This window comes from Mycobacterium sp. E796 (assembly GCF_001672815.1).
Classification (GTDB): domain Bacteria; phylum Actinomycetota; class Actinomycetes; order Mycobacteriales; family Mycobacteriaceae; genus Mycobacterium.
On record NZ_LZKK01000018.1, the window covers coordinates 1 to 24569 of the forward strand.

Here is a 24569-nt window from a genome sequence, read left to right on the forward strand (position 1 = left end):
GACGGGCTGATCCGCGACGCGAACAACTACGAGCAGCAAGAGCAGGCCTCTCAGCAGATCCTCGGCAGCTAGCCCCCACACTTTTATTTCAGGAGGAAAACATGACCATCAATTACCAGTTTGGCGATGTGGATGCCCATGGTGCGACGATTCGCGCCCAGGCCGCGTCGTTGGAGGCCGAGCACCAGGCCATCGTTCGCGATGTGCTGGCTGCTGGTGACTTCTGGGGTGGCGCCGGTTCGGTGGCGTGCCAGGAGTTCATCACCCAGTTGGGTCGCAACTTCCAGGTGATCTACGAGCAGGCTAACGCTCACGGCCAGAAGGTGCAGACGGCGGGCAGCAACATGTCCAGCACGGACAGCGCCGTCGGGTCCAGCTGGGCCTGATTCGCCGCTTCAAAGCGGGGCCGCACACCGATTCGGTGTGCGGCCCCGTTCTTTGTCCGCCGGGCTATCCGGCGACCGGGGAACGCGGAATCAGCGAGGCGCGGAACCCAATCCGCTGAACCGCGCCCTCGGACTCGCGCCCGACCATGCCGCCCAGCGGCAGCTTGGAAACGCCCGTGGTTGCCGTCGGCGACGACGGAGCCCCCCACCCGCCGGGCATCGCGTTGGCGTCGAGAACGGGCAGCGGCGTCACCGACGACACCGCGTCCGCCCAACTCGGCGGCACGGCCAACGTGCCGAGCGAGGCAGCTTGACCAACGCTCGCCGAGGCGCCCGCGCCCAGACCCCCAACGGGCCCAACGCTTCCCAGGCCACTCATCGCTCCCCCGTCGGCTCCTTCAAGCGAACCCAAGCCCGCGAAATCCAGGCTCAAGCCGTACCCGTCAAACCCGAGCCCCGCGCCATCGGCACCCAGGCCGGCACCATCGCCGCCTAGTCCGGCCAGATCGGAGCCCAGGCCGATCGCGTCGAGCCCGAGGCCACCGTTCGCGCCCCCGAATACAGAAGTGAGGCTCGAGGTCAAGCCGGAAAGGACCCCCGCACTGGTGCTCGCGCCCTTGGCGGCGGTCTTGCCCGACGCTCCGGTCAGGCTCGTCAGCGCGCTGAGCGGCGCGGAAAGCCCGGAGGATCCCACCGAAGCAGCGGTGCCCGCGGCCGCCGGTGATAATGCCGTGCTGGACGCCGCGCCTGGAGTCGCGAGCGTTTGCAGGGCCTGCGGCACCGAGGAAATCAACTGCGCCGTCGTCGTCTGGGCATGGCCTGCGGCCTGGGTGCCGGTCGCCTGCGCGACGGCTCCGGCCTGACCGGCAAGTCCGCCGGGGTTGGTCGTTTGCGGCGGCGAGAATGTCGAAAAGGCCGACGCCGAAGCCGAATTAGCGGCGTAGTGGTACATCGCCGTCGCGTCCTGGGCCCACATTTCGCTGTACTCGGCCTCGGTGGCCATGATCGCGGGCGTGTTCTGCCCGAAGATGTTGGTCGCGATCAACGCCATGAGCTGAGCGCGGTTGGCCGCGACCAGTGGCGGCGGCACCGTCATCCCATACGCCGTTTCGAAGGCGGCCGCAGAAGCCGAAGCCTGGGCGCCCGCCTGCTCGGCCGCCGCGGCGGTGGTGGTCAACCAGCTCACGTAGGGCTGGGCGGCGGCCGCCGCCGCGGCCGACCCCGCGCCCGTCCACTGCTCGCCGGTCAGGGTGCCGATGATCGACTCCCAGGAGGTTGCCGTGGTGCTCAGCTCAGCGGCCAGGTTGCTCCAGGCCGCCGAAGCCGCCATGAGGGGTCCCGAGCCGGCACCGGTGTACATAAGACCGGAGTTGATCTCGGGGGGGAGCGCTGCAAAATCTAAGACCATTTTCGTATCCGTTCCTCTTAAGAATTTCCGCTGGTTTGGACTATTGCGACCGGTGGCTGCTTAGACGGCCTTGATCTTCGGCATGACGATCGGCTTGACGCCGTAGCGCGGCGCACCGAAGCCGGCGCTGTTGCGCGCGGCCGCGCCCAGCCCGGGCATGCCCGGCACGATCGTTCCGGTGCCGGCCTGCGGCGCGGCGGCGGTCCAACCCACTGTCTGCACCGCGGTCGCGGGAGAGGTGGCCGACACAAAGCTGCCGGCCCAGCTCGGCGGCGTCGACAACTTCCCCACCATGGTCGCGCTGCCCATGCCCGCGACCGGCATCGCGCCCACTGCGCCGCCCACGCCCACGCCCCCGGCGGGGCCCGTCGCACTGGCCGTGGCGGCGTCCGCGGCGCCGGCCGCCGCGGCGGCGTCACCGGTGTCGCTGGCGGCCGCCGGCAGCAGGCCACCACCCGCCATCCCGAGCAGGTCGGACGCGGCCGACGCATAGTTGCCGCCACCGATGTTGAACACGTTCGCCAGGTTGCTGGACAGGCTCGTCGGCAGGCCATTCGTGCTGCCGAGCGGGCCGCCGAACAGCGTGGCGAGCTGGTTGACAAGGTCGGTGGGGGTCGCCGCGGCCACGTTGGCGGCCTCGGTCGAGGTGTAGGTGCCCGAGCTCAGCCCCAGGGTGCTCACGAACTGCTGCTGCATCGCCTGAGCCTCGGCGGCGATCTGCTGGTAAATGGTGCCGTAGCTCGAGAAGAGCGCCGACTGCAGGGCCGACACCTGGTCGGCGGCCGCGGGAGCGATGGCCGTCGTCGGTGCCGCGGCACCCGCATTCTGCGCCGTCAGTGAATTGCCTATTCCTTCCAGCTGCGCTGCCGCGGCTAGCAACTCTTCGGGGATTGCTGTCAGAAATGACATCTGGTGCTCCTCGTGTTCGGAAAATTGCCGATCTCCCTTAAGGGCGATCGACCTGTGCGTGGGCGTAACGGCTCCTGTGCGTCGGCGTAAGGTTAACCAGGCACGACTCCACAGTCCCGACGGAAAAGGCTAGGGTGACTGCCGTTTACGGCTTCTTAACGCCGACGCGAGCAGTTTTAACAAGGTCCTGTCGGGCGACATAGCACTGTCATCTGAGATCGCCACGCAACGCACCAAACGGCGCCCGAAGCGCGCATCTTAGGCCAAGAGCGGACGGCATGCATCTCTCAATTTTTGCCGTTTTTGGGCGGGTGCGACGCCCTGAAGCGGCGCTTGGCGCGCTAGATTCGCCGCCGGGCCCCCATAGCCCAATTGGCAGAGGCAGCGGACTTAAAATCCGCCCAGTGTCGGTTCGAGTCCGACTGGGGGCACCGCGGCTGCCGGCTCCGGCGAGCGGCTTCGCACCGGTCCCGATCGAACTCCTGCAAGGATGCGTGAGTCAGGCCGGGGGGACGAATTTGAGGCCGATCGATGCAAGCTGAAACCGCTGCTGCTTACGCTCAGTCGGCGGTCCAGCCGGTTCGTGATGATCCGATAGCACGGCTGGCGCTGTTGCGGCGGATGTACAGAGTCCCGGAGGCGCTCGACCGGGGCTACCTTCCGTACCGGCGAGCGGCCTCGGCATTCATGCGATGGCAACTTCGGCGGGGCCTGTTGAACCCGCCGACTGAGCCGTCGCCCGGCAGCCCCTGGTGGCGGGCGCTGAACGAAGGGCTGCTGCGCGACACCGCCGAAGCCCGGGCGCTCGCCTTCGGCTACCCGGGCCAGCCTTCGAGCCGAGGCGTGACCGCGCATCTCGAGTTCATCAGGCGACCGACCGCGAGCAGCTGGTATCGCGCCCACAACACCAGCATCGTCGCGGGCTACTTGGCCAACATGCCGCTGGCGGCCGCAGAACGCCGCGTCGAGCGCTTCTTTCTCAATGTGGTTCTGCTTCGTGTGCTGTTCGCCCACGCGCTGGTGTCCGCCCCGCGATTGGCGCTGAGCTGGCTTGCGCCGCTGGGACGCCCGCTCGGTGACCCGCGCGTCGGAATGACCGGCATCTTCCTGTCACTGAGTCGGGTGCTGCCCGATCGCTATCCACTCGGCGACGACGTGCAGAACTACGTCACGGCCGAGCGTGGTTTCGGCCATCTCTTGGACATCGGCGTCATCCAGCCGAGGCTCGACTCGCTCTACCGGTGGTCCGCCGACGAGCTGCAGCTTCCCGCGCTGCGTGAATTGCTCGACGGTGTCACTCCTCGATACGCCTGGGATCCCGCCGATGACGCGATGTGGAAGATCGCGCCGTCGCCATTGGCACACGCGGCGCGGAAGCTGATTCGAGGCCCAATGCCTTGAGCGCCGGTGCGAAGCGCCGCCGACGGTTCGTGAAGGCTTTTCTGTAACCGTTCGCGCTGCGACGATGGGTCGACGCGATGTGGATGCGGGCCGAAGGAGCGCCAGCGAGATGAGCACCATGCGGTCAGTCGTCGCCGACACGCTGGGCGAACCGTCCGAGGTTCTGCACCTGAAAAGCCGTCCGGTTCCCGAGCCCGGCTTCGGTCAGGTCCGCATTCGGGTGTCAGCGGTACCCGTCCATGCCAGCGATCTGCACACCGTTCGCGGCAGATACGGGTTCACCCCGGCGTTTCCCGCCGTGCCGGGAATCGAATCGGTCGGCGTCATCGACGAACTTGGCGGCGGCGTGGACGGTCTGACCGTCGGGCAGCGCGTCATCACGATCGGAGTCACGGGCACGTGGCAGGAGTATGTCGTTGCGGAGGCCGGGCGGGTCTTGCCTGTTCCCGACAGCATGAGCGATTCCACGGCAGCCCAGATTCTCGCCAATCCGCTCACCGCCGTGATCTTGGCCGGCGACGAACTCGATGTCCGCCCGGGCGAATGGCTCCTGCAGACGGCGGCCGGTTCCACCGTGGGCCAGTCGGTCATCCAATTGGGAGTGCACGTCGGCTTCAAGACCCTCAATGTGGTCCGCCGCCGGGCGGCGGTCGAGGACATCGTCGGGCTGGGTGGCACCGCGGTGATCTGTACGGAAGACGAGGACCTGAGCGAGCGGGTGGCCGAGATATCGGGCGACGAGGGCGTGTCCAAGGCGATCGACTGTGTCAGCGGTCAGGTGGGTGCCGACGTGTCGCGCGCGCTGGCACCCCACGGTGAATTGATCGTCTACGGTGCGCTGTCCACGCACCGCCAAACCGATCCCGACAAACTCACCATCCCGATCTTCGCGCGCTCACTGATCTACGAAACCAAGACCGTTCGGGGATTCTGGCTGTTCCGCTGGTTCACCGAGACACCGAAGGATCGGATGGCTGCAACGATTGCTCGGACACTTCAACTCGCCGACAGCGGCGCGCTGCGTGTGCCGGAGGGCCAGCCGATCCCGGTCGAGAAGTTCAGTGAGGCAGTGGATTTGGCCGAGGCTCCCGCCCACGGGGGCAAGCCGCTGCTGGTGTTCGGGTTATGAGGCTGCGAGTGCCGCGAGTGCTTTTGCCGAAGCACTGCCCGGCTCGGGGTGGTAAATGAATACCTGGATGTCGGAGTCGGGAACGGTAAGCCTGGTGCGGCGAAGGTAGAGATCACCCGCGAGGGGATGTCGGATGTGGAGGATGCCGGTGCGGTATCCGACATCTGCACGTGCCCAGAGTTCGCGGAATCGGTCGCTGGCCGCCGAGAGCTCGTCGACCAAGGCGCGCAAGCGGGAATCGCCCACATCGCCGGCCACGGATTCCCGGAGACCACTCACAGCGACCTCGGTTGCCTCGTCCCAGTTGACGAAGAATTCGCGAGCGGCAGGTGCCAACAGCCGCCACCGCAAGAAGTTTTCGCCGGGGGCGAATCCTGGTGACAATGCGCACGCAATTGCATTGGCGGCCAACACATCTTGGTATCGGTTGGTGACGATCGCGGGAAGCGAGATCTGATCGATCATTTGATCCAGACCGTCAGTCGCCCTCATTGCAACAGGTCGAGGATTACGCGCCGCCTGCAAGCCTGCAATCCGATGCAAATGTTCTGTGGCTTGGATATCCAGTCGCAGCGCCCGGGCGAGCGCGTCGAGCACCTGTGCAGACGGGCGCCGGTCACGGCCTTGCTCGAGCCGCAGGTAGTAGTCGACGCTGATCCCGGCGAGCATCGCCAATTCCTCGCGGCGCAATCCCGGCACGCGCCTGCGGGGTCCGGAATTAAGCCCGACGTCCTCTGGGCGGATTTGTTCGCGGCGTGCGCGCAGAAAATCACCCAGCGCGCCGGCCGTCGTCGACATTGACTGATCTTAAGGCTGTTCCTCGCAGTACCAGGAGCAACAAGGTTGCCTTCCGGAGCCCCTAACCGGAATTGGCATTACCGGCGAAACGCTTCCCGTGAACGAAATACCCACACCATCAATCAAGGAGCACGCCATGACCATTCTTCACTTTCATCAGTCGACAACCGCCACCCCTGAGCAGTTCGTCGCTGGGCTCACCGACTTCGGACCGGGCCGTTCCGAGATCTTCCCGAACAGCGCCGACAGCGACCTCAAGGTGCACCGCCAGGGCGAGCGCGACGCCGACGTCACCGAAGGCTCGGGCGGCGTCTGGGAGCGCCTGCATTACGACTGGTCCGACCCCAACCGCATCGTGCTGACCACCACCGACTCGAACACCTGGGGCGGCGCGTCGGGTTACGTGTACACCCTGACCCGGCGTCCCGACGGCACCACGGATGTGGACGTCGTCATCGTCCGCGAGGGCAAGTCCTTCAAAGGCCGCGTGCTGGCGCTCCTCCTCGCGACGGGCGGCCGCAACGTGTTGAAGAAGCCGTTCGTCCACAGCGTCAAGGCCATCGAGGCCCGCAGCGACGCCGAACGTCGGCGATAACCGCAGTCGAAATGGACCAGCCCACCGAGGGGAATTGATATGCGCGCCATCAAGATTGACCGGTTCGGCGACCCCGCCCAGGTGCTCCGCGTCGTCGACATCGAAGAGCCGCCGCCACCGGGTCCGCATGAGGTGCTGGTGAGCGTTGAGTTCTCGCCGTTGAACAAACACGACCTACTGGTTGTCACCGGCATGCTGGCGCGACCCCCTCTGCCCCACATACCCGGCGCGGAGGGCGTCGCCCGCGTGCTTGCCATCGGCGCCGAGGTCGATGGACTTCAGGTCGGCGATCTGGTCGTGCTACCCCTGTATGCAGGTGCGTGGCGTGAGCGGCTCCTCGTGCCCGCCGACGGCCTGTTCGCACTGCCGGCCGACGGCGACATCGAGCAGTACTCGATGCTAGGCAGCAACCCCCCGACTGCAGGGTTGATTCTCAGCGAAAGCGCCCCTTTGCAGGTCGGTGATTGGGTGGTTCAGAACGCCGCGAACTCCGGTGTAGGGCGGTCCCTGATCGCGCTGGCCAAACGCCGTGGACTGAACACGATCAACCTGGCCCGCGACGAGGCGACGTTCGCCGAGCTGACAGCTGCCGGAGCCGACGTGGTCCACGCCGACGACCCTGATGCGGTCTCCGACGTTGGGGGAATGATCGGCGACGCGCGGGTGGCGCTGGCGGTGGACGCCGTCGGTGGTCCAGGGGTGGCGCGGCTGCTCGAATTGCTGTCCGACGGCGGATCGTTGGTCAGTTACTCCTGGGCCAGGGACGAACCCATGTGGGTCGACACCTCGACACTGGTCGCCAAGCATCTCACCGTTCGCGGATTTTTCGTCGGCGACTTCGATTACCGCGACAAGGTGCTGCCGGTCATCCGTGAGGCGGCACCGCTGGTGGCTGACGGCACCCTCGTGGTCCCGGTGGCGGGCGTGTACCCGCTGGACCACATCCAGGACGCGGTGCAGCACCTCTTCCGTGGCGGCAAGATCCTGATGCAGGTGGCGGGGCGATGAACTCGGGGCACGGGCGCGGACCCCTTGGGTTGGTTTCGACTGTTGCGCGCTGATTCGATAAATGCTTATATAGATGGATGTCGAATCAGACGGCACCAGGATGTTGCCCCGCTCTGAGCGCGGCGGCCCTGGAGGAGTCGCAGGCGGCGGAATTTGCCGCGATGTTCAAGGCGCTCGGCGACCCGGTGCGCCTGCGCCTGCTGAGCCAGATCGCCAGCCACCCCGGCGGGGAGGCGTGCGTGTGTGAGATCTCGGCGACCTTCGACGTCTCCCAACCGACGATTTCTCATCACCTCAAACTGCTGCGCTCGGCTGGGCTGTTGGACTGCGAGCGGCGGGGCACCTGGGTGTACTACTGGGTGATCCCCTCGGCGCTGCGGCAGCTTTCATCGGCCTTGCAGGTAGATGACCACTCGTTGATGGCCAAGCCGGGCTGTGGGTCGTGACCGCAACCCCGACGCCGGTGTCCGCTCCGGACGCGGTAGCGACCCGGCTTTCGACGCTGGATCGGTTCCTTCCTTTGTGGATCGGCGTTGCGATGGCCGCGGGTCTGCTGCTGGGCCGACTCATTCCCGGCATCGGGTCGGCGCTGGGTGCCGTTGAGGTCCAAGGCATTTCGCTGCCGATCGCGGTGGGCCTGCTGGTCATGATGTATCCGGTGCTGGCCAAAGTCCGCTACGACCGGCTTGACGAGGTCACCAACGACCGCAAGCTGATCGTGTCGTCGCTGCTGCTCAACTGGCTGATCGGTCCGGCGGTGATGTTCGCGCTGGCGTGGCTGTTGCTCGCGGATCTGCCCGCCTACCGGACGGGGTTGATCATCGTGGGGTTGGCCCGCTGCATCGCCATGGTCATCATCTGGAACGACCTGGCGTGCGGGGACCGCGAGGCCGCGGCGGTGCTGGTGGCCTTGAACTCGCTGTTCCAGGTCGTCATGTTCGCCGCGCTGGGCTGGTTCTATCTGTCGGTACTGCCGGGCTGGCTGGGCCTGGCGCAAACTGGTATCGCCGTGTCCCCGTGGCAGATCGCGAAATCCGTGCTCATCTTCCTCGGCATCCCGCTGCTGGCCGGATACCTGTCGCGTCGGCTGGGTGAACGGACCAAGGGCCGCCACTGGTACGAGACGACGTTCCTGCCCCGCGTCGGTCCGTGGGCGCTGTACGGCTTGTTATTCACAATCGTCATCCTGTTCGCCTTGCAGGGCCACCAAATCGCCTCCCGGCCATGGGATGTCGCCCGAATCGCCGTGCCGTTGCTGGCCTACTTCGCGATCATGTGGGCCGGCGGCTACGCCCTCGGCGTCCTGCTGCGGTTGGGCTACGCGCGCACCGCCACCCTGGCGTTCACCGCCGCCGGCAATAACTTCGAGCTGGCCATCGCCGTGGCGATCGCGACCTACGGCCCGGCATCCGGGCAAGCCCTGGCCGGGGTGGTCGGACCGCTGATCGAAGTGCCCGTGCTGGTCGGGCTCGTCTACGTTTCCCTGGCGATGCGCTCGCGGCTGTTCGGGTCAGAACCGGACGGAGGGGCCCGGGCCGATGCCGGATAGGCCCAGTGTGTTGTTCGTCTGCGTCCATAACGCCGGACGCTCGCAGATGGCCGCCGCCCTGCTCGGACGCATCGCCGGCGAGGCCATCGAAATTCGCTCCGCCGGAACCGAACCCGCCGACCGGATCAACCCTGTCGTCGTCGCGGCGATGGCCGAACTCGGCGTCGACGTCACCGCCGCCACCCCGAAAATCCTGACCGCCCACTCGGTGCAGACCAGCGACGTCGTCATCACTATGGGCTGCGGCGACGCCTGCCCCTACTTTCCGGGGGTGTCCTACCGCGACTGGAAACTTCCCGACCCCGCCGGCCAGCCCTTGGCCACCGTAAGGGCGATACGTGACGACATCGCCGAGCGCGTCGCGTCACTGGCCGCCGAACTCCTACCCAACGCCACGACTACATAATTCGCACCGAAGGAAGGAACCCTCATGTCTCGCGTGCAGCTGGCCCTCAATGTCGACGACCTCGACGAAGCAATCATGTTCTATTCCAAGCTGTTCAATACCGAACCGGCGAAGGTCAAACCCGGCTACGCCAACTTCGCGATCGCCGAACCGCCGCTGAAACTGGTGCTGCTCGAAAACCCGGGCCACGGCGGCACTCTCAACCACCTCGGCGTCGAAGTCGAAACGGCCGAGGAAGTGCACGCGGAAATCGACCGGCTCGCGAGCGGGGGCATGCTCCCGGAAGAGCAAATCGGCACCACGTGTTGCTACGCCACGCAGGACAAGGCCTGGGTCACCGGGCCCGCAGGCGAGAGGTGGGAGGTCTACACCGTCCTGTCCGACTCGGAGACCTTCGGTACCAGCCCCGAGCCGCTCGTAGCCGAGGCAACGCCCGGTTGCGCCTGCGGCGACGACGCCGCCTCGGATGTGGCTGCGACGGGCACGGCCCGGTGCTGAGCGACCTCTAGAAAGGCATCCTCACGTGCAGGTGCTCGCCTACCTGGCCGCCACACTCGTCGCGGTATGGGGAGTGGCCCACGCCGTGCCCACGAAACGGGTGGTAGCGGGTTTCGCGCCGATCACGGCCGACAATCGACGCGTTCTCACCCAGGAGTGGCTGGCCGAGTCCTTGACCATGTGGGGCATGGCCGCCCTGGTGGCCGCGGCGACCGCCACCGCGGGCGACAGCCAGGTAACCGCCATCGTCTACCGCGTCGTCGCCGGGCTACTCCTCGCCCTCGCTGTGCTCACGGCGCTCACGGGCGCACGAACCCCGATCGTATGGTTCAAGGTCTGTCCCGTGCTGCTGGCCTTGTCCGCAATTCTGTTGCTGGTGGCCAGCATTCGGGTCTGACGTGGCGCGGTCAGATCCCGGTGCACAGGGTCGGGGCGTCGCACACATTCCCCGGGCAATACGTCGAGTGCGCGGCGTTGACCATCGTCCCGACGTCCAACAACGTCACGCCCCTCGCGTTCAAGTGGGCATGAACGTCGTCGGCGATCTGTTGGGGCGTCCAGCCCCAGGTGAGGTCGTAGCAGATGAGATGTGCCTCCCCGATGAGCGCCTCTTCCGTTTGCGGCGGCCAATGGAGACCAACGGCGCTCAGCTGGGCGAGATACGCGTCGTCTTGAGGGGTGGTGGCGCTCGCGGTCGCAGCGCTACCAAGCAGCGCGGCGCCGGCCATCATGGGGATGGCCAACGCGGCCAGCCAGCGAGGTGAGGGCATTTGATTCCCTTTCTTTCTCGGCGTTAATTGGCCGCCACTAGCGCGCGGTTCGGGAGCAGCAAAATCCGAAGAGAACAATAGCGAAATGCGCAGTAAGTTGGTCGGGTTCGTTACAGATCGCCTCACCGGGAAGGAGGCAGCGCCGAAGTGCCCGAGGATCCGCGCGTCGACGATGTCTCCCGCCAATACGATCGGTGGGAGTATCCGCCGCCCGTAACCGATCTGGAGGCGTGGACCAAAAACCATTGGGATTGGTTCGATCCGTTCTGGGCCCATCGCGTCTTGTGGCCGAACCGGGAGTACAAACCGGACTCCGACATCCTGATCGCGGGTTGCGGCACGTATCAGGCGGCGGTCTTCGCCTTCATGAATCGCTCCGCGAAAGTGGTGGCGATCGATGTCAGCCGGTCCGCACTCGATCACGAGCAGTATCTGAAAGACAAGCACGGGTTGGAAAATCTGGAGCTGCACCTGCTTCCGATCGAAGAGGTGTCGGCGCTGAACAGCGACTTCGATCTAATCGTCTCCAGCGGCGTCCTGCACCACATGGCCGATCCTTTGGCCGGCCTGACGGCGCTGGGCGAATGTCTGCGAAGAGACGGCGCTCTGGGCGTCATGCTTTACGCGAAATACGGTCGGGTCGGAGTCGAGATACTGGAATCCTTATTCCGCGACCTCGGGCTGTCGCAGGACGAAGCGTCGGTTCAACTGGTCAAAGACGCGCTCGCACTACTGCCGGGGGACCATCCGGTGCGCAGCTATCTCAAGGTCGCGCGCGACCTGCTGTCCGACGGCGCAGTGGTCGACACCTTCCTGCACCGGCGCCAGCGGAGCTACACCGTTGCCGAATGCCTGGACCTGGTCGCCGCGGCAGGACTCACCTTCCAGGGCTGGTTCAACAAGACGCCGTACTACCCGCACGACCTGTTCACACCGGCCAACGCATTCACCACCATGCTGAACCAACTGCCCGACATCGAACTGTGGTCCGCGATGGAACGCCTGCAAACGGCCAATGCCACCCATTTCTTCATCGCCTGCCGCCCCGATCGCCCGAAGGAGGACTACACCATCGACTTCTCGGCGCCGGCGTCGCTCGACTACGTTCCGCTGGCGCGGACGGCGTGCCTGCTCTCGGGCGACGAGATCTACCTGCCCGGCGCCAAGCTGAAGCTCGAGCCGGCTCAGCTGGCCTTCCTGCGCCACGTCGACGGGCGCCGCTCGATACGGGAGATCGTAGAGCGCGTCGCACACAGCGGTCAGGTAGCCCCCGAGCGGAGGGACGAGCTCGAGGCATTCGGGCGCGGGCTGTTCCGGTCGCTGTGGCGCCTCGACTTCCTGGCGATGGCGCTGGACACGCCGTCGACCGATTAGCCTTGCCGCCGACCGCACCCGTAACACCCACTCATAAACTGGCCCTCCGTGGGCATGCTGTTCGGATTTGCGCCGTGGATCGTCTACTGGGTGCTCGTCGGGAACGTTCCGTTCGCCGTCGCGGCTTTGGTCGCACTGGCGATCGCGATTGCCGCGTTCGTGGTCGGCGCGCCCGGCGGCAAGCCCTTCCAAATCGGCACTGTCGCAACGTTCTTGGTGCTGGCAATCCTGACCTTTGCGCTCGGTGACTCGCTGGACCAGCGGTGGATACTGCCGCTCAGCAACGCCGGGCTCCTCGCGGTCACGCTCGTCGGCGCCCTGTCGGGCCGTCCGTTCATACGGGATTTCGCCGCCGCCGAACAACCCGACGACGTCGTCAAGACGGAGCTGTTCACCCGCCTGGCGCGGGTGCTGACCTGGGTCTGGATCGCCGCGTTCGCCGGCATGATGGTGTCATCGGCGATCCCGCCGATCGTCGACCGCAACGCGACCATCCTCGACACGAAGACCCCGTTGTCCTACGTGGCCTACTGGCTCATCCCGTTCTCGCTGCTGGGCCTGGCGGCGCTGGCGTCGCGGGTCCTGCCCGACCGGATGCTGGCGGGCATCGACGACATCGTCCGGGAGACCTCGTTCGTCGCCTACGACGAAGCCACCATCGACGAGCTGTACTACCTGGCCCAGGAACACGCCAACCGCGAGGTCGGTCCCGGCAAGGAGGCCTACAACGTCAAGGTCGGGGGAATGGGGACCCCGCTGACCGGCGACGAGTCGAGAAAGTCGTGGCCCTCTACCTACAAAGTGCGCGATAAGCGGCGCTAGACGCGCAAAATCGGCTCCATGGCAACCACTCGCCTGACGACGTCGCGTGCGTGGCTGGCGGCGGGGACGGTGTTGCTCACGGTGGCGGCCTGCGCGTCGGACCCCCCGCCACCACTGTCGGTGCCGCCGCTCAAGGAGCTGACCACCCGCGCCGGCACGGTCCTGACGATTTCCCCGGGACAGCTGTTGACCGCCACCAACGGCGTCACGCCGGTGGCGTTCGGCAAGCCCGCCCACGGCACCATCGCATACGGCGCATACGGGGCGATGACCTACACCCCGGACGCCGGCTTCACGGGCACCGATCAGCTTCCGGTGACCGTCAGCCACGCCGTCCGGATCTACGCCGAGGACGAGACGCCGTTGCTCATCGTCGGCGAGGTCGCCGTGCAGGCGAATGCGCACGGGTCGGCGATCGCCGCGGTGCCGGGCAGCGCCGACGAGATCTACGGCCTGGCCGATCGCGGCCCCAACGTTGACGGGCGCACCGCCGGCGAAAAGGTGCTTCCGATACCGACTTTCCATCCGCAGATCGCCAAGCTCAAACTCCGAGACGGAGTGGCGTCGCTGGAACAGATCATCACGCTCTCCGGAAAGGACGGCGCACCGCTGGTGGGGCTCATCGACCCGCGGGCGTCCACCGGCGAGTCGCTGGTCGACCTCAACGGCAACCGGCTGCCGCCCTCGGATCACGGCCTGGACACCGAGGGCCTGGTCGCGATGCCCGACGGCACGTTCTGGGTCTCCGACGAATACGGTCCCTTCATCGTCCATTTCGACGCGAACGGCAAAGAGCTGGAACGCTTTTCGCCCTACGATGGCACCCTGCCGGAGGAGCTGTCGCTGCGCGCCCCGAATCAGGGGATGGAGGGGCTGACCATCACCCCCGACGGCGGCACCCTGGTCGGCATCATGCAGTCGGCCCTCGTCACGCCCGGTTTGGCCGGCTCGTCGAGATCCGTTCCGATCACCCGCATCGTGACCATCAACCTCGCCAACCGAGGCGATGTGCACGAATACCTGTATCCGCTGGCCGATCCGCAGCACACGAAAGTCCTGGTGTCGGAAATCGCCGCCATCAGCGCGACCACGTTCCTCATCGACGAACGTGACGACCGGCCACAACCCAACGGCGACAAGAAAATCTACGCAGCAGACGTCTCGGGGGCCACCGATGTCGGACCCCGCTCGGCGCTGCCCGGAGCAAGCTATCGTGCCGACGGCGGCGGCCTGCTGATCGACGGTGTTCCGATCGAGACCTTCGTCGGCGTCGGCCCCGACGCGGCGGCCATCGACAAACTCAAGACCGCCGGAATTGCGGTCACCACAAAAACGCTCCGGCTCGACCTGTCGGGGCTGCTGCGTTCGCTGTCCCCGAACGGTGATTTCTTCGGGCACGACCATGTCGAGGGACTCATCGGCCGCGACAACGGCAACACGCTGATCATCGCCAACGACAGCGACTTCGGGATAGACGGGCTGGCCGGCGGGCCGGCTGCCACCCCGCCGTTTCAACTCAAGCCCAAGATGCTGCCCAACGGCACCCAGGACAGCGGCGAGATCCTGGTGGTCGACACCACCAGGCTGCCCGCCACGACGGAGTCCGTCATGGTGCCCATCAAGGTCGGCTGAGCGGCCCCACCGTTGGCCGCCCGGGACGATCACGCGGTGTTCGGCGAATTCCTTCTCAGCGACTCCGTCGAGACCACGGAGAGCGTGCCGTCGCGGGCGTCGGTCACGTAGAGGAACTCCCCGTTGCGGCTGAGTTTCACCGCCGCCGGATGAGAGCAGACCGGAACCGTGGTTACCACCGAGTGATCCGATGTGTCGACACACCACAGGTCTCCGTGGGCGAAATCGGTTGCGTAGAGTCGTCGCCCGTCGGGGCTGATGGAGAGTCGGCGCGGTAGCTCGCCGACCATCATGCTTGTGGTAGCGGCGGTGGTTGTGTCGATCACCGTGACCGAGTGCGCGTTTGCCGTATAGCAGAAGTCGGTGGCCGGCGACGCCACAATTTGCATCGGTGCATCGTTGACGTCGACGGCAATCCTGCGATGCGTTCCGGGGTCGACCACGGTAACGGAGGGGGTGTGGAAGTGCGTGACATACAGCAGGCCGTTGGCGTCCACCGTGATGCTCTCGGGCGCCGTCGCCACCGAAAGGAAGCCGATGGCTTTGTAATTGGCGGTGTCGATGACGGCGATGGAACCGTCGGGGCCATCATCGCCGTGGTTGGCGGAGGCGACATACAGGTGCCGGCCGTCGGGACTCGTCGCCATTCCCGTGACGAATCCGTCTACCGAGACAAAAGCCACGGGGATGCCGTCGGCGCGGAACGATTCAACCCAGGCGCCGCCAATGGTCGCATTGCCGTGGGCCAAGTAGATATGGCTGCCGTCCGGGCTGACCGCTGTCGCCGCAATTCGCTGCCTGGCAACGTTTTTTGAGGTCATCGTGATCGGATCGATAATCGACAGTTCGCCGTCGTACCCGGTGACATAGATTCGGCTGCCGTCCGAACTCATCGTCATCTGTTTGGGTTCTTGCTCGCTGATCGGAATCGAAGCGACCACGTGGTGGAGGCTGTTGACGACCTTGACCGAATCGGTCGTCATGACATAGACCAGCTCACCATCGGGGCTTGTCTCGATATCGCGCGGATGGTTGCCGATCCACACTTTGGCGATGACGGCGCCGTCTGGGTCGGCCGCCGGCTGAGGCGAGGCGGCGCGCAGCGTGTCATTGGCATGGACATCATGTGCTGCCGTATCGACCGTCCAAGCGAAAAAGCATGTGGGACATTGCAGAAACACGCGTGACGCGGTGTTCTTCAGCAGGTACTGCCAGTGGGTGGCGCAATTGCGCCTGCTCTGGCATTCGCGGCAGCCCGCGCCGTGGTCACAGTTCGGGCATGCCAACCATGCGCGCCTGCTCGGATCGGCATCAGGGTCGATTTGCGAGTTACTCATGATTGCTCCTGAATCGGTTGGGAACGGTCACGAGGCCTTCAACACACGCACCGCCGGCTGGGCGGCAGTGGGCGACTCGTCGCCGCACAAGACGGCCGCTATGTATCACGTCGACAATGGCGGCCGGCGCGACCGCAGGTCTTCAATGCCAGCAGCAGTCTGGGGAGCGGGCCCGCAGGAGCGGTGCGCTACCGGCTAGCCGGTAGTCGACGCGAGCCACGTTGCGTCGCAGTGGCTTCCGTCGGGCTTGACGTTCTCCGCGGCTGCCGATCGGCTATGGCCAGGCGGGACGCCATTCGGCCCTGATCAGTTCGTTCCCTGCGGTCAGCGGCATGGCCGCCTCTGATCATGCTGCGCCGGCGTGCGGCGCGTTTCCTCGTTAGGAGCCCGTGCCGCCTGCGGATTCCGAAGGTGGGCATCCGCCATGCCAGCTAGCAGGTAGGGGAAAACCCCGACTGGTGGGGCCCCGTGATGGGTGCCAGCGGCGGCGACATCCGAGCGCCGCGGCGCGAGTCTTTATAGACACCAGCAAGGTGTTTCCGGCCTCGATTCCAGGAGGTGACGTCATGGCAGCGATGTATGGCGTACTGGCCGCGATACCGATGATGTGGGGCTACGCCGGTTACGTGATGGTGTCTCACCCCGGAACAGCGGAAACCGACGTGCGGGGCGGGCTGCGGAAGCTCGTGTCTCGCGCGGGCGAGTGAGTATCGACCGCACTTTGACGCGTCCGGCTTCCTGTAGCCCGCTCGAGTCAGAGCTTCCGTATCGAATCTGCACTACCTGAGCCGCCGCCGGGGGTTTGCGCTGCGGCTCACGGAGCCGGCGGCCGCCGCGGCAATCGACGAAACCACCGTGTACTGGCTCAACGGCAAGAAACGGTTCTCCCCCGAGGCGATGGTCGAGTACATCGTCGAACTTCTGGCCGCGGCCCTGCGCTCCGCCGCGACCCTTGACCCGACCCTCGGCACCGCCGAGGCGCTCAAAAGTTTGCGCTCCCGGTCCGCCAAAGGGTGGTGCTAACCAGTAGGGACGATTCCTATTGGCAGGGGCGAATTCTCAGGCCGCTCCGACCAGACTTCTGGGCATGACCGTCCCAGCACAAGATTCCGAAATTCTCGAGATCATCACGCAGGAGATCATCGACTTCGTCAAGAAGGAAGCCGATGAAGTCACTCCGACGGCGGAGTCGAACCTCGCCGACATCGGCCTCGATTCCCTCAAGTTCATGTCGATCGTCTTCAAGATCGAGGCGCACTACGACATCGAACTGCAAGAGGAAGACGCCGACGATCTCAGCACAGTCGGCGACTTGGCCAACTTGGTTGCCGGTCGCATGGGAGAGCTGCCGTGAAAGGAGCGCCGGGGATCCGCCCCAAGCACGCCTCGCTGATCGAAATGCTCGATGCGGCGGCCCACTCCGACCTCGGTCTGGTGTTCGTGGACAAAAGGGAGCAGGACCACGACGTGTCCTTCGCCCGCGTGCGTGAGCAGGCGCTGTCGGTGGCGGGTGACCTGATCCGCCGCGGGGTTCGCAAGGGCGACCGCGTCGCGTTGGTCCTGCCCACCTCGCCGGAGTTCGTGCAGTGCTTCTTCGGCGTGCTGTGTGCAGGCGCCATCCCAGTGCCGCTCTATCCGCCGCTGCGGTTGGGCAAGCTCGACGAATACCACCGCAGGACAACCGCCATGCTCAAGGCGGTCGATGCCGCGCTGGTCGTCACCGACGAACGGATTCGGCGCTTCCTCGGTGTCTCCGTCGCCGAGGCGGCCCCACCGTTCGGATGCGTCACGGCGTCGACCCTGACGGGCCCGGCGTCGGAGGCCGTCGCTGTCGGTTCCGACGACATCGCGGTGATCCAGTTCTCGTCGGGCACCACGAACGATCCCAAGCCGGTCGCGCTGACCCACGCGAACCTGCTGTCCAATCTCGCCACGCTCGAGCAGTACATCACCGCAGACGGCGCTCCGTATCCCGTCGGCGTCACGTGGCTGCCGCTTTACCACGACATGGGGCTGATCGGAAACCTCCTCAGCGCGTTCTATGTTCCCGGCAGGCTCGTCCTGTTGCCGCCCGAGCTATTCGTCGCGGTGCCCGGGGCCTGGCTGCGAGCCGTCTCGCGGCACCGTGGAACCATCACCGCGGCGCCCAGTTTCGCGTTCGGGCTGTGCCTCAAGCGCATCCGCGACGACGAGCTCGACGGGGTGGACCTGTCCTCCTGGAGCATCTGCCTCAACGGCGCCGAGGCAGTCAGCGCCGAGGCGCAGCGACGGTTCAGCGAGCGATTCGCGCGCTGGGGTTTTCGGGCGTCGTCGTTCACGCCGTGCTACGGCATGGCGGAGGCCTCCCTGGCCGTCACGTTCAAGCCGGCGGGCACCTCCTTCAAGGCTTTGGGGGTGGATGGTGACAGGCTCGCGGCCGAAGGCGTCGTCGAACCGGGCGGCAAAGAGATTGTCAGCGTTGGCCGTCCGTTGGCCGGCATGGCGGTCGAGATCCGCGACGACCACGGAGCGGTGCTGCCGCCGGGTCGGGTCGGCCACATCTTCGTGGCGGGACCGAGTGTCATGGCGGGCTACTTCGGTCGCCCCGACCTAACGGATCAGGCCCTGCACGACGGCTGGCTGCGCACGGGCGACCGGGGCTTCGTCCACGACGGGGAGCTCTATGTGTGCGGGCGCCAGAAGGACATCGTGATCGTGCGCGGCGCCAACCACGCCCCCGAGGAGTTCGAGGCCGCATTGGACGGGCTGCCGGGCGTGCGCACCGGATGCGCGGTCGCGGTCGGATTCGTTCCGCCGGGCGAGGAAGACGAGGCGCTCGCACTGCTCGTCGAGACGGCTCCCGACGCCGAGCCCGGCCTGGCCCACGACGTCGCGGTGCGCGTGCAGCAACACACGGGCATCCTGCCGGCGCACGTGGAGCTGCTCGAGCCCGGCACGTTGCCGCGCACGAGCAGCGGCAAGCTTCGCCGACGCGAGGCGCTCACGCAATGGCAGACGGGTCGGTTGTCCGCACCCAAAAAGGTCACCGCGGCACGGTTGTTGGTGCACGCGGCCAACGGGGAAGTCCTCCACGCTCGTGCAGCGCTGGCACGACGCAAGAAGAACCGATTCGTCGGATAGAGCGAGTAAGGAACTCAGCCATGTATCTTGCAGATCCCTTCGACGTGCTGGCACCGTCGCATGTGACGAAAGGCGCCGTGCGCCAACGTCCTACCCTGCTGGGCATCGCATCGGCCCATCCGCCGTTCGAGGTGAGCCGGGAAGAGACCACACAGTTCTTCGAGCGGGTGTCCTCGGTACGTTTCGTGAAGCGAATCGTCGAATCAACCAAGGTCCAGAAACGCCACATCATGTGGCACCCCGACAATCTCGTGGAGGCCGCCGGCCTGCTCACGGGCGACCGGATGGCGGCCCACAGCGGGGCCGTCATCGATGTCGCCGGCCGTTCCGTCAAGGAAGCCATTGGCCACTACGACACGCAGCGGATCGGTAGCTTCGTGATGGCCTGCTCGACCGGCTACGTCAACCCCGGACCCGACCTCCTACTCGCGAAAGAGATTGGGCTGCGGTCGGATTTGCGGCGAACCTTCATCGGTCACATGGGTTGCTACGCGGCGCTCAACGTCATCAAGGTCGCGATGGACAGCGTCGCCGCCAGGCCCGGCGAGCTGGTGATCTGCAACAACACTGAGTTGAGCTCGGCGCACATCCGGGAAAGTTTGATGCCCGGGGAGGACCCGGTGGAAGCGCTCATCACGCAGGCGCTGTTCGGTGATGCCAGCGTGTCGATGCTGATGGGCTCCGCCCCCGACGGCGCCGGGGTGCAGTTCCTGCGCACCCACACCGAGCAGCTCTACGACCAGCACACCATGATGAGCCTGAACATCGGCAACCGGTCGTTCTGGATGACGCTGGCCGCCGGCGTGCCGGCGGTGCTCGAGGAGAACATCGAGGGCTTCCTCGCCAAACTCCTCACGCCGCTTGGTCTTTCGAAAGGCGACGTCACCCATTGGGGTATTCACCCGGGCGGCCCGAAGATAGTCCGCAAGCTGGGTAAGCAACTCGGCCTGCAGCCGGAGCAGCTGCGCGCCAGCTGGGATGTCCTGGCCAACGCCGGCAACTGTGCCTCGGCCACCGTGCTGCTCGTGCTGGAGAACATCCTGCGCGTCGACAAGCCGCGCCGGGGCGAGCACGGCGTGCTCCTCGCGTTCGGCCCCGGCCTGACCATTGAAGGGGCGGTGCTTCGGTTTTGAACGCCTTGGAGCGGCTCGCCCGACTGGCAATCCGCGCGCCGCGGCGGATCATTGCGCTCGCGCTGTTCGCCATGGTGGTGACGGCGGTGGTCGGCTTACCGGTGATTCACAGCCTGTCCGCCGGCGGCTTTCGGGACCCGAACGCGGAATCATCCCGGGCGACGGACATGTTGGCCACCCGATTCCACCAGGGTGACACCCAGCTCTTGATCACCGTCTCTTCGGACGACGGTATCCAGAGCGGCGCCGCCCAGCGGGTCGGCACCGACATCGCGCGCCAGCTGGACGATTCGCCATACGTGGCGCGGGTGGCCTCGCCCTGGACGGCGCCGCCGGCGGCGTCGACCGGATTGGTCAGCAAAGACGGCAAGGTCGGTCTGATCGTCGCCACCATCACTGGCGGGACCAATGCGGCCGGACAGCACGCCCAGACGCTCAGCGACCAGGTCGTGCGCAGCCGCGACGGGGTGACGGTGCGCGCCGGCGGGCAGGCCATGGTCGATGCGCAGATCACCAGCCAGACCCGGGACGACCTGAAAGTGATGGAGACCATCGCGGTCCCGGTGAGCTTCCTGGTGCTGGTGTGGGTGTTCGGCGGATTCCTCGCGGCTGCGATCCCTTTGGCCGTCGGCGGTATTGCGATCTTCGGGTCGATGGCCGTGCTGCGCGCGCTCACTTGCGTCACCGATGTCTCGATCTTCGCGCTCAACCTGCTGCTCGCGATGGGCCTGGCGTTGGCAATCGACTACACATTGCTGCTCCTGAGCCGATTCCGGGACGAGATCGCCAGCGGCACCGAGCGAAACGCGGCAATCGTTCGCACGATGACCAGCGCCGGCCGCAGCGTGCTCTTCTCCGCGATGACCGTGTCGTTGTCCATGTCGGCCCTGATGTTCTTCCCAATGCCGTTCCTGAAGTCGTTCGCCTACGCCGCGATCGCCGTGGTGGCTCTGGCGGTCGGCGCGGCGATCATCGTGACACCCGCCGCCATTGTGGTGCTGGGAAAGCGAGTGGATTCGCGCGCGGGCGCCGCCCGTCCCGTCGAGCAGACGTTCTTCTACCGGCTGGCCCACTTCGTGATGCGCCGGGCGGTTCCGATCGGGATTGGCCTCACCGTCGTGCTGGTCGCGCTGGGGATGCCGTTGTTCGGGATGAAGGTGGGCATTCCGGACGATCGTGTGCTGCCAACCTCTAGCACGGCGCGCCAGGTTGGCGACCAGCTGCGCACGCAGTTCAGCGCCGACGTGGCGTCGAGCCTGACGGTGGTGGTTCCCGATACCCGCAGGCTGACTCCGAATGCGTTGGCGGTCTACGCTTCTCAGCTGTCGATGGTGCCCGACGTGCCGTCGGTGTCGTCCCCGGGTGGGACGTTCGTCGCCGGGACCCGCGTCGGACCGCCCGTTGCCGACGCGGGGGAGGCCGACGGCAGCGCGTTCCTCACCGTGGCCAGCAGCGCCCCGCTTTTCTCGGATGCATCCAACACGCAGCTCGATCGGCTGCACGCGGTCGCGGGTCCCGGCGGCGCGCAGGTGCTGATCACCGGGACCGCCCAAGTCAACCGCGACACCGCCAACGCGATCACCTCGCGGCTCTCGCTCGTCCTGGCGGCCATCGCGTTGATCACGTTGGTGGTGATGTTCCGGCTCACCGGCAGTGTGGTGTTGCCCCTGAAGACGTTGCTGCTCAGCGGCCTGTCGTTGACCGCCTCGTTCGGCGCGCTCGTCTGGATCTTCCAGGACGGCCACCTCGGCGGGCTGGGCACCACCGCCACCGGCACGCTCGTGCTCACCATGCCGGTCGTGTTGTTCTGCATCGCTTTCGGCCTGTCGATGGACTACGAGGTCTTCCTGGTGTCGAGGATCTACGAGTACTGGCTGGCATCGGACCGGACCGCCGCCGGCAACGACCACAGCGTGGCGCTCGGCCTGGCCAGAACCGGGCGTGTGATCACCGCCGCCGCGTTGATCATGTCAATCTCGTTCGCCGCGTTGATCGCAGCGCAGGTGTCGTTCATGCGGATGTTCGGTGTCGGGCTGACGCTGGCGGTGCTGTCCGACGCGACCCTGGTCCGCATGCTGCTCGTCCCGGCGTTGATGCGCGTGATGGGGCGGGCCAACTGGTGGGCGCCACGATGGGTTACGCGGTTGCGCCATCGGCACGAGACCCGCGTTGCCGTCCCGCATCCCGAGCGTCCAGCGGTGGGCGGTCGACCGGCGTACGCATTGGAAGCCCAGTAAGGGGCTGTTCGCGTCGCGCCTGTAGCGGCTGTGTTCGGGCCCGACGCACGAAAGCGGCGCAACCCCAGGCTTACCGGAGAGCGGCAGAAGATTGCAGCTGGCGAGTATGCGGCACTGGGGTTGCCCCACAGTCATTGATAGGCGCCAGCGCCGATGACTTACCGGGGAGTGACATCCACCCTTGAGGGTGTGGGTAGTGAGGCGCGTAAGGCGAAGTGGTGGGAAATGCTGAACCGGACAGGGCAATTCGACCGGCAAAGTACGGCGGATTCGAAGACAGGCTCTGAACGGAGCGCCGGGGACTGTGCGACCCCTGCCCGGCCCGAGGCGGCGCGATGAGAACCGGCCGCCAAAATGGGCCCGAGGCAGCGATTCTCGAGCAGCTGAGGTTCGACCTTCCGTGCGACCTGTTCGTCGCGCTGAAGCTGGCCCGACCGATCATGCTGTGGCGCTGCAAGAGACCCGCCCACTGGGCGGCCCGGAACGACTGCTGCGGCGCGGTCATGCTCTCCTGCCGCAAGCATCGCGACGCCATCGGAAAGTGCGAGCGCTGCAAACTTGCTGTCTCGGTGCTGCGCTGGTCGCGAATCTGACCGCGCTGCTTCCCGATCGGGTCGCCGCGGCGCAGCGAGTCCGCTAGAGCCGGCCCATGCCGGAAGCCAACAGTGAGAGACCCAAGACGGCGACGACCACGGCGGGGATGGCGGGACGACGCGCGCTCATCCAGCCGTTCAGCCGCTGCACGACGGCAAGCGTCTGCGTCGGCGCGGTGAGATAGGTGACGAGCGGAACCTCGACGACCGCAAACGCCACCACGGTGAAGAAGACCGCCGCGCCCAGCTGGTCAACCGCCGCGGGCTCGGACGCCACGATGGCCAGGATCGCCGCCATGTACTCGACCGGTGGGGTTGCCAGGGCAACCCCCGCGACGAACGCCACCAACGACGATCCGGATTCCAGCCGGCCCCGAATCGACAGCCGAGAGGCGGGCGGTGGTGCCTCCGGTTCCAACAGCAGCACCGAGCACTCGCCGGCGGTCGCCGGCACGGGTGGGCGCTGTTGTGCTCCCGAACGCGCCAGGCGCAGGGCGGCGAAAGATACTGCGAACAAGCCGATTCCGACCTGGACGTATGCCGCTGTCGCGGAGTTCATGGTCGAAATCACCGTTTGCATGGCGGAGACCGTGACGCCGCGCAGGAAGAGCACCGCGGCGAGCGCCGCGCCGATGCCCATCACCATGCCTCCGAGCCAGAAGACGAACAGATTCAGCATGGGCTTGGGTCGGGAGATCAACAGCGCCGTGATGCCGATCCGCACCGGGTCGATAGCCGCGACGAGCGACAAGAGAATGACCGCGCTACACATCGGCGCCTACACCAGGTCGAAACGAGCCGTGCGAAACGGGAACACACCGCAACGAAGCATCAGTCGGGTTGCTGCCCACATGGCTACAGTGTCGCCGACGAAGCGATCGCCGTCGGTACCGCTGGCCGCCATTTGCGCTTCCTGTCAGCACTATTCAGCACGGCCGAAGGCCGCATGAGCGAATAGCTGTTGGCACCCAGTGCATATGGTGGCCTGCCGTACTGACGCGCGACGTTTGGTCGGAAACAATGTGAGACAACCGATGTTCATCACGCGCCCAGAAGATGGGAAAACACAAATGGCAAGAATCTTGGCCTACACGTCGCCGGCGCTCGGTCATCTGTTCCCGTTCAGCGCGCTGCTGCTAGAACTTTCGGCCCGCGGCCACGAGGTGCACCTGCGCACCCTGTCCACCGGCGTGGAGATGGCGCGGGAGCTGGGTTTCATCACCGACATCATCGATCCCCGGATCGAGGCGACGGTCAACGACGACTGGAAGGCGTCCAGCCCGCGGGGTGCCCTCAAGAGGGCCGTCGACGATGAGGGCGTCGGGACGCGTGCGAGCCACCGCGTCAGCGAAGTCCGCGACTTCGTAAGCGGCCCGGCGGCAGAACACGTCGACGGCCCTCTTGAGGGCACCCCGCGGGCTGGACGCCTTCCAGTCGTCGTTGACCGTCGCCTCGATCCGGGGA

General features: G+C 66.2%; 24 protein-coding genes, 1 tRNA gene and 3 pseudogenes. 22 read left to right on the forward strand and 6 right to left on the reverse strand.

Annotated features, from left to right (window positions below; genetic code table 11):
- Positions 1 to 72: pseudogene (locus A5706_RS32795) on the forward strand (WXG100 family type VII secretion target); the annotation flags it as partial.
- A 29-nt stretch (positions 73 to 101) separates the two neighbouring features.
- Positions 102 to 386 (forward strand): WXG100 family type VII secretion target, encoded by a 285-nt coding sequence (locus tag A5706_RS00990; RefSeq protein ID WP_067004763.1) that lies wholly within the window; start codon positions 102 to 104, stop codon positions 384 to 386.
- 64 nt (positions 387 to 450) lie between these two features.
- Here the strand turns inward: A5706_RS00990 and A5706_RS00995 are convergent, their stop codons facing one another.
- Positions 451 to 1794 carry a PPE family protein gene (locus A5706_RS00995; protein ID WP_082964116.1) on the reverse strand — a complete coding sequence of 448 codons (1344 nt, stop codon included), beginning with the start codon at positions 1792 to 1794 and terminating at the stop codon, positions 451 to 453.
- Between the two features lie 60 nt (positions 1795 to 1854).
- Positions 1855 to 2703, reverse strand: coding sequence for a PE domain-containing protein (locus tag A5706_RS01000; RefSeq protein ID WP_068126170.1), 849 nt, complete (start codon positions 2701 to 2703; stop codon positions 1855 to 1857).
- A 357-nt stretch (positions 2704 to 3060) separates the two neighbouring features.
- Between A5706_RS01000 and A5706_RS01005 the strand changes: the two genes are divergently transcribed.
- The 3 genes from A5706_RS01005 (at position 3061) to A5706_RS01015 (ending at position 5233) form a co-directional block, all read left to right on the forward strand.
- Positions 3061 to 3134, forward strand: a tRNA-Leu gene (locus A5706_RS01005).
- A gap of 283 nt (positions 3135 to 3417) precedes the next feature.
- The gene (locus tag A5706_RS01010; RefSeq protein ID WP_231984931.1) at positions 3418 to 4104 is read left to right on the forward strand and encodes a hypothetical protein; all 687 of its coding nucleotides are present in this window, start codon (positions 3418 to 3420) and stop codon (positions 4102 to 4104) included.
- A 109-nt stretch (positions 4105 to 4213) separates the two neighbouring features.
- Positions 4214 to 5233 (forward strand): zinc-dependent alcohol dehydrogenase family protein, encoded by a 1020-nt coding sequence (locus A5706_RS01015; RefSeq protein ID WP_068126174.1) that lies wholly within the window; start codon positions 4214 to 4216, stop codon positions 5231 to 5233.
- Here A5706_RS01015 and A5706_RS01020 read toward each other — a convergent pair.
- Positions 5228 to 6031 (reverse strand): helix-turn-helix domain-containing protein, encoded by an 804-nt coding sequence (locus A5706_RS01020; RefSeq protein WP_068126176.1) that lies wholly within the window; start codon positions 6029 to 6031, stop codon positions 5228 to 5230. The genes A5706_RS01015 and A5706_RS01020 overlap by 6 nt on opposite strands.
- 136 nt (positions 6032 to 6167) lie before the next feature.
- Here A5706_RS01020 and A5706_RS01025 point away from each other — a divergent pair, with 136 nt between their 5' ends.
- From A5706_RS01025 to A5706_RS01055, 6 genes and pseudogenes are all read left to right on the forward strand, one after another.
- A complete protein-coding gene (locus tag A5706_RS01025; protein WP_068126178.1) occupies positions 6168 to 6626 on the forward strand; it encodes a hypothetical protein in 459 nt (152 codons plus the stop codon).
- A gap of 39 nt (positions 6627 to 6665) precedes the next feature.
- Complete coding sequence (locus A5706_RS01030; RefSeq protein ID WP_068126180.1) at positions 6666 to 7634, forward strand: zinc-dependent alcohol dehydrogenase family protein; 969 nt, start codon at positions 6666 to 6668, stop codon at positions 7632 to 7634.
- 77 nt (positions 7635 to 7711) lie between these two features.
- Positions 7712 to 8080 carry a helix-turn-helix transcriptional regulator gene (locus A5706_RS01035; RefSeq protein WP_068126182.1) on the forward strand — a complete coding sequence of 123 codons (369 nt, stop codon included), beginning with the start codon at positions 7712 to 7714 and terminating at the stop codon, positions 8078 to 8080.
- Positions 8077 to 9589, forward strand: a pseudogene (arsB, locus tag A5706_RS01040) (ACR3 family arsenite efflux transporter). Before A5706_RS01035 ends, arsB begins: the two are co-directional and overlap by 4 nt.
- Positions 9590 to 9613: 24 nt before the next feature.
- On the forward strand, positions 9614 to 10087 hold the full coding sequence (locus A5706_RS01050) for an ArsI/CadI family heavy metal resistance metalloenzyme (protein WP_068126187.1): 474 nt from the start codon (positions 9614 to 9616) through the stop codon (positions 10085 to 10087).
- 25 nt (positions 10088 to 10112) lie between these two features.
- Positions 10113 to 10484, forward strand: coding sequence for a hypothetical protein (locus A5706_RS01055; protein ID WP_068126190.1), 372 nt, complete (start codon positions 10113 to 10115; stop codon positions 10482 to 10484).
- 10 nt (positions 10485 to 10494) lie between these two features.
- Here the strand turns inward: A5706_RS01055 and A5706_RS01060 are convergent, their stop codons facing one another.
- Entirely contained in the window at positions 10495 to 10815 is a 321-nt protein-coding gene (locus tag A5706_RS01060) for a DUF732 domain-containing protein (RefSeq protein WP_082964118.1), read from the reverse strand.
- A gap of 189 nt (positions 10816 to 11004) precedes the next feature.
- On the opposite strand from A5706_RS01060, the gene A5706_RS01065 reads away from it, so the two are divergent.
- The 3 genes from A5706_RS01065 to A5706_RS01075 are packed head-to-tail and all read left to right on the forward strand — an operon-like array spanning position 11005 to position 14685.
- Positions 11005 to 12231 (forward strand): bifunctional 2-polyprenyl-6-hydroxyphenol methylase/3-demethylubiquinol 3-O-methyltransferase UbiG, encoded by a 1227-nt coding sequence (locus A5706_RS01065; RefSeq protein WP_068126193.1) that lies wholly within the window; start codon positions 11005 to 11007, stop codon positions 12229 to 12231.
- A gap of 48 nt (positions 12232 to 12279) precedes the next feature.
- Positions 12280 to 13053 carry a hypothetical protein gene (locus tag A5706_RS01070; RefSeq protein WP_068126195.1) on the forward strand — a complete coding sequence of 258 codons (774 nt, stop codon included), beginning with the start codon at positions 12280 to 12282 and terminating at the stop codon, positions 13051 to 13053.
- Between the two features lie 18 nt (positions 13054 to 13071).
- Positions 13072 to 14685 (forward strand): esterase-like activity of phytase family protein, encoded by a 1614-nt coding sequence (locus A5706_RS01075; RefSeq protein WP_068126198.1) that lies wholly within the window; start codon positions 13072 to 13074, stop codon positions 14683 to 14685.
- A gap of 29 nt (positions 14686 to 14714) precedes the next feature.
- Here A5706_RS01075 and A5706_RS33385 read toward each other — a convergent pair whose 3' ends face one another.
- Positions 14715 to 16022 (reverse strand): YncE family protein, encoded by a 1308-nt coding sequence (locus tag A5706_RS33385; protein WP_197517715.1) that lies wholly within the window; start codon positions 16020 to 16022, stop codon positions 14715 to 14717.
- 566 nt (positions 16023 to 16588) lie between these two features.
- Here A5706_RS33385 and A5706_RS32800 point away from each other — a divergent pair.
- The 7 genes from A5706_RS32800 to A5706_RS01105 all read left to right on the forward strand — a co-directional run bounded on the left by A5706_RS32800 (position 16589) and on the right by A5706_RS01105 (position 23105).
- The gene (locus A5706_RS32800; protein ID WP_156766902.1) at positions 16589 to 16729 is read left to right on the forward strand and encodes a hypothetical protein; all 141 of its coding nucleotides are present in this window, start codon (positions 16589 to 16591) and stop codon (positions 16727 to 16729) included.
- Between the two features lie 148 nt (positions 16730 to 16877).
- Positions 16878 to 17045, forward strand: coding sequence for a hypothetical protein (locus A5706_RS32805; protein WP_156766903.1), 168 nt, complete (start codon positions 16878 to 16880; stop codon positions 17043 to 17045).
- A 64-nt stretch (positions 17046 to 17109) separates the two neighbouring features.
- Positions 17110 to 17376, forward strand: coding sequence for an acyl carrier protein (locus A5706_RS01085; protein WP_068126202.1), 267 nt, complete (start codon positions 17110 to 17112; stop codon positions 17374 to 17376).
- Positions 17373 to 19142 (forward strand): fatty acyl-AMP ligase, encoded by a 1770-nt coding sequence (locus A5706_RS01090; RefSeq protein ID WP_068126204.1) that lies wholly within the window; start codon positions 17373 to 17375, stop codon positions 19140 to 19142. The genes A5706_RS01085 and A5706_RS01090 overlap by 4 nt, the downstream gene beginning before the upstream one ends.
- 20 nt (positions 19143 to 19162) lie before the next feature.
- The gene (locus tag A5706_RS01095) at positions 19163 to 20275 is read left to right on the forward strand and encodes a type III polyketide synthase (RefSeq protein ID WP_068126207.1); all 1113 of its coding nucleotides are present in this window, start codon (positions 19163 to 19165) and stop codon (positions 20273 to 20275) included.
- Positions 20272 to 22512, forward strand: a complete 2241-nt coding sequence (locus tag A5706_RS01100) for an MMPL family transporter (protein ID WP_068126209.1) — start codon at positions 20272 to 20274, stop codon at positions 22510 to 22512. Before A5706_RS01095 ends, A5706_RS01100 begins: the two co-directional genes overlap by 4 nt.
- Positions 22513 to 22847: 335 nt before the next feature.
- On the forward strand, positions 22848 to 23105 hold the full coding sequence (locus A5706_RS01105; RefSeq protein WP_068126210.1) for a hypothetical protein: 258 nt from the start codon (positions 22848 to 22850) through the stop codon (positions 23103 to 23105).
- Between the two features lie 43 nt (positions 23106 to 23148).
- Here the strand turns inward: A5706_RS01105 and A5706_RS01110 are convergent, their stop codons facing one another.
- Positions 23149 to 23877, reverse strand: a complete 729-nt coding sequence (locus A5706_RS01110; protein ID WP_068126212.1) for a GAP family protein — start codon at positions 23875 to 23877, stop codon at positions 23149 to 23151.
- 298 nt (positions 23878 to 24175) lie between these two features.
- On the opposite strand from A5706_RS01110, the pseudogene A5706_RS32810 reads away from it, so the two are divergent.
- A pseudogene (locus A5706_RS32810) lies at positions 24176 to 24569 on the forward strand (glycosyltransferase); the annotation flags it as partial.